The sequence below is a fragment of the Mesorhizobium sp. M7A.F.Ca.CA.002.04.1.1 genome, from assembly GCF_004022805.1.
GTDB lineage: Bacteria > Pseudomonadota > Alphaproteobacteria > Rhizobiales > Rhizobiaceae > Mesorhizobium > Mesorhizobium ciceri.
The window spans coordinates 1-689 of the sequence record NZ_RZPL01001229.1 but is presented as its reverse complement, the minus strand read 5'-3'; the positions used below and the strand labels follow the sequence as shown (position 1 = coordinate 689).

The 689-nt window shown below is 65.7% G+C and carries 1 protein-coding gene; it reads left to right on the top strand.

The features are described from left to right. The coding region (locus ENZ75_RS33500; protein WP_164888262.1) for an RNA methyltransferase at positions 1–689 on the top strand (689 nt) is incomplete at both ends.

Below are 689 nucleotides of genomic sequence, written 5' to 3'. Positions count from 1 at the left end.
TGACGATCTGGCCTCGGCGCTCGCCGACCTGAACTGTGTCTTCGCCACCACGGCCAGGCAGCGCGACGGCTTCAAATCCGTGCGCGGGCCGGTGGAGGCGGGCAGGATGCTTCGGACCCGTCACGCAATGGGCCAGCGCACCGGCATCCTGTTCGGCCGCGAGCGCTTCGGCCTCTACAATGACGAGGTCGGCCTTGCCGACGAGATCGTCACGTTCCCGGTCGATCCCGATTTCTCGTCGCTCAACATCGCCCAGGCCGCGCTTCTGATGTCCTACGAATGGATGAAGTCCGGCCTGGAAGACGAGACCAAGACCAATTTTTCCGGCCCGGACATGAAGCCGGCAAGCAAGGAGGAATTGCACGGCCTGTTCGCCTATCTCGAAGGCGCACTGGAAGCGCGCGGCTATTTCCGGCCGGCACCGAAGAAGCCGAAAATGATCGACAATCTGCGTGCGGTGCTGACGCGCGCCGGTTTTGCCGAACCGGAGCTGAAGGTGCTGCGCGGCATCATCTCGTCGCTCGACAGGTTTTCGCCGGCGATGCCGCGCGGCGACGGGTCCCCTGGCGATGATCCACGGCGCTTGCCCGCGGCCGCCGCGCGAGCCCGCAAGGCGGAAGCGGCGCGCCTTGCCGGCGCCGGCAAGGACGATGACATACCGCCGCTTGGCGGAAAAGGAACCGACAATG